The sequence below is a fragment of the Micromonospora sp. WMMD1274 genome (assembly GCF_049179035.1).
Taxonomy (GTDB): domain Bacteria; phylum Actinomycetota; class Actinomycetes; order Mycobacteriales; family Micromonosporaceae; genus Micromonospora; species Micromonospora tulbaghiae.
Window position 1 is genome coordinate 62,766 of the sequence record NZ_JBMHMG010000001.1, and the last position, 3,366, is coordinate 66,131.

3 protein-coding genes are annotated in these 3,366 nt (G+C 72.5%); 2 read left to right on the forward strand and 1 reads right to left on the reverse strand.

Translation table 11 applies throughout. The features are described 5' to 3' along the window. Positions 1-81 precede the first annotated feature (81 nt). Together ACN27D_RS00190 and ACN27D_RS00195 are read left to right on the forward strand one after the other, a co-directional pair. Positions 82-1,065, forward strand: coding sequence for an ATP-binding cassette domain-containing protein (locus ACN27D_RS00190; RefSeq protein WP_421498188.1), 984 nt, complete (start codon positions 82-84; stop codon positions 1,063-1,065). Beyond that, positions 1,062-1,862: an ABC transporter permease gene (locus ACN27D_RS00195; protein ID WP_013476303.1), complete on the forward strand. Its 801-nt coding sequence runs from the start codon at positions 1,062-1,064 to the stop codon at positions 1,860-1,862. The genes ACN27D_RS00190 and ACN27D_RS00195 overlap by 4 nt, the downstream gene beginning before the upstream one ends. Positions 1,863-1,930: 68 nt before the next feature. On the opposite strand, the gene ACN27D_RS00200 is transcribed toward ACN27D_RS00195, so the two are convergent. After that, positions 1,931-3,187: a hypothetical protein gene (locus ACN27D_RS00200; protein WP_252447869.1), complete on the reverse strand. Its 1,257-nt coding sequence runs from the start codon at positions 3,185-3,187 to the stop codon at positions 1,931-1,933. Between the last annotated feature and the right edge of the window lie 179 nt (positions 3,188-3,366).

Sequence of the window (3,366 nt, forward strand, 5' to 3'; positions counted from 1 at the left end):
GGCCGGCGCGACCGGCTCCCACTGCGGTTCGGCCGGCCGGCCGGTGAGCATCCCGACCGAACCGCAGAGGGAGGAGACGACGTGGCGAACGCCATCGTCGCTGACGGGCTACGCAGACAGTTCGACAAGGTGACCGCGCTGGACGGCCTGGACCTGGTGGTGCCGGAGGGCACCATCACCGGGATCCTCGGGCCGAACGGCGCGGGCAAGAGCACCGCCGTCCGGCTGCTCACCACACTGCTCGCCCCGACCGGCGGCCGGGCCGAGGTGGCCGGGTTCGACGTGGTCACCCAGGCCGCCGAGGTACGCCGGGTGATCAGCCTGTCCGGGCAGCACGCCGCCGTGGACGAGAACCTCTCCGGGTTCGAGAACCTGGAGATGCTGGGCCGGCTGCTGCACCTGGGCTCCCGGCAGAGCCGGCAGCGGGCCGACGAGCTGCTGCAACGCTTCGACCTCGTGGACGCCGCGGGCCGCCGGGCGAAGGAGTACTCCGGCGGCATGCGGCGGCGCCTCGACCTGGCCGCCGCGCTGATCCGTACGCCGCGGGTGCTGTTCCTGGACGAGCCGACCACCGGCCTGGACACCCGGAGCCGGACGGCGCTGTGGGACACCATCGGTGAGCTGGTCTCCGGCGGCATGACGCTGCTGCTGACCACCCAGTACCTCGAGGAGGCCGACCGGCTGGCCGACCAGATCGTGGTGATCGACCATGGCCGGGTGGTCGCCGGCGGCACGCCGGACGAGCTGAAGCGGCGGGTCTCCGGCACCAGCCTGGAGATCACCCTCGGGCCGGACGCCGACCTGTCCGCCGCACAGGCGGTGCTCACCTCGCTCGGCACCGGACCGGCCAGCGTGGACGAGGCCGCCGGCCGGATCTCTGTGCCGGCCGGCGACGGCGTGGACATGCTCCTGGCCGGCGCGCGGCTGCTGCGCCAGGCCGGCATCCCGGTCCGGGACGCCGCGCTGCGCACGGCGACGCTGGACGACGTCTTCCTCGCCCTCACCGGCCCAGGTCGGCGGACCGGCGACGAGCCCGCCAAGGAGACCGTGGAGGAGAAGCAGTGAACGCCGTCGTACTGGCCTTCGGTGAGGGCGTCGTCGTCGCGAAGCGCAACCTGAGGATGATCCTGCGCGTACCGGAGATGCTGCTCAACGCGGCCATCGCGCCGGCGATGATGACGCTGCTGTTCGGCTTCATCGTCGGCGGCGCGATCGACGCGCAGGGGGTGCCGTACCGCGAGTACCTGCTCGGCGGCATCTTCGTGCAGGCGGTCCTCTTCGGCGCCGTCAACACCGGCACCGCGATCGCCGCCGACCTGCGCAACGGCATCGTCGACCGGCTGATGTCGATGCCCATCTCCCGGTCCGCGGTGCTCGTCGGCCGCACCACGAGCGACCTGGTGAACAGCGGTGTGGTCATCACCGTCACCGCGCTGCTCGGCCTGGTCGTGGGGTGGCGCAGCCGCACGTCGGTGCCCGAGGCGGCGCTGGGATTCCTGATCCTGCTGGCGTTCGCGTACGCGCTGTCGTGGCTGATGGCCGTGGTGGGGCTGGCGTCCCGGGCGCCGGAGGCGGTCAGCAGCACCGGCTTCACCATCGCCATCCCGCTGGGCTTCCTCTCCAACGCCTACGTGCCGATCGATTCCATGCCGGGCGTCCTGCAACCGGTCGCCGAGTGGAACCCGGTCTCGGCGATCGTCCAGGCGGTCCGGGTCCAGTTCGGCAACGTCGACCCGTCCACCGCGCCGGACGTCTGGCCGCTGCAACACCCGGTCGCCGCCTCCGCGCTGTGGATCGGCGCTCTGCTGGCCCTGTCGATCCCCCTGGCGATCGCCCAGTTCCGCAGGTCCGCCGGGCGCTGAGACGCCCGCTGACCGCCGGACGACGACTCCGCCCGTGCCATCGGGCGGAGTCGTCGTCCGTGGGGGGCCTACTCCACCAGGACGCGGTCCGGCGCGCGGCGGCGCAGCCGGCTGGAACGTCGCAGCGACCGCAGCCACATCAGGGTGCCGCCGCCGTCGAGCAGGAACGACAGCATCGCCAGAGCGAGCACGTCGGCCCAGGTGAACTGGCCGGTCATCTCGTCGCCGCGGAAGAAGCCGACGACCCGGACCAGGTAGAACCACAGCAGCGGGATGGTCGCGGTGAACAGGACGGCCAGGGCCACGACGCGGCCCAGGACCCAGACGACCGCGTAGATCCGGATGGTGCGCATCTCGCCGCGCCCGACCCCGGACTGGTCGATGAGCCGGCGGCGCAGCACCCGCCGGACGAGGTTGCGCAGGTAGGCGCCGGTGTCGGCCATCAGGCTCCGGGTGTCCAGCGCGGTCGTGATCAGGTAGTAGAAGTCGGTACGCAGGAACAGGAACGTCTGCCAGAGCAGCCGGATGAACGACGTGAACAGCACGCCGGCCACCACCAGCCGCACCGGCTCCGGCAGCCCGAGGACGCCGACGTCGTTCAGCCACAGCGTGATGAACAACAGCGCCGCGCCGATCACGTCGACGAGCGGCCCGACCAGCACCGCGACGAAACGCTCCCGCTTGGACGCCATCCACATGCCGGACAGGTCGGTCTGCGCGACGATGGCGTACATCTGGTTGCCGACAGTCATGCGGGCCGACGTGCCGGCGGCGCGCGCCCCCACGACGTGGGCCAGCTCGTGCAGCCACACGCCGATCACCGCGATGCCGAGGACGACCAGCAGGTAGGCCCAGAAGTGGGAGTGGAACATGAGGCTGGACGGCCCGGGCACCAGCCCCGGCCGGTCGACGGCCATCGCGACCGCGACTCCGACGACCACGCCGCAGACGGCGAGCACGGGCCGGCTCAGCAGGCGCCGTGCGGCGTGCGGGGACAGCCACTCCAGATGCCCGGCGCGTCGCGCCCGGGCCGGTTCGGCGTCCGGCGGCGGGTCGTGCGCGCCGGCCGGGGCGAGGAACCCCTCGTCGGCCAGCGCCTGGAGGAACGCGTCGGCGTCCGGTGACGCCGCGTGCGTCGCCTCGAAGCGGCGTACGGCCTCACCGACTGTGGCGCCGTCGCGCAGCCACTCCAGCAGGTCGAGGCCCTCGGCCGGGATGGACAGGTAGACCTGACGACTGTCGTCACCGATCACGGCGAAGTCACCGTCTCTGCGGGCGGTGTACGGCCGGACCAGGACCGGTGCGTCGAGGGCGAACTCGGTCACTGTGGGACCTCTCCTCTGACGGTGCGGGACTGGGCGCAGGGGCGGGGGTCCGGCAGCCGGACCCCCGCCCCCGTGTCACCGGGTTCAGTTCAGCGCGGGCGCGCACGGGGCGACGGTGCTGGCCTTGATGGACTCCAGCTTGCGCACCGGGAGCGACTTCTTGGGCGCGGTCTCCTTGG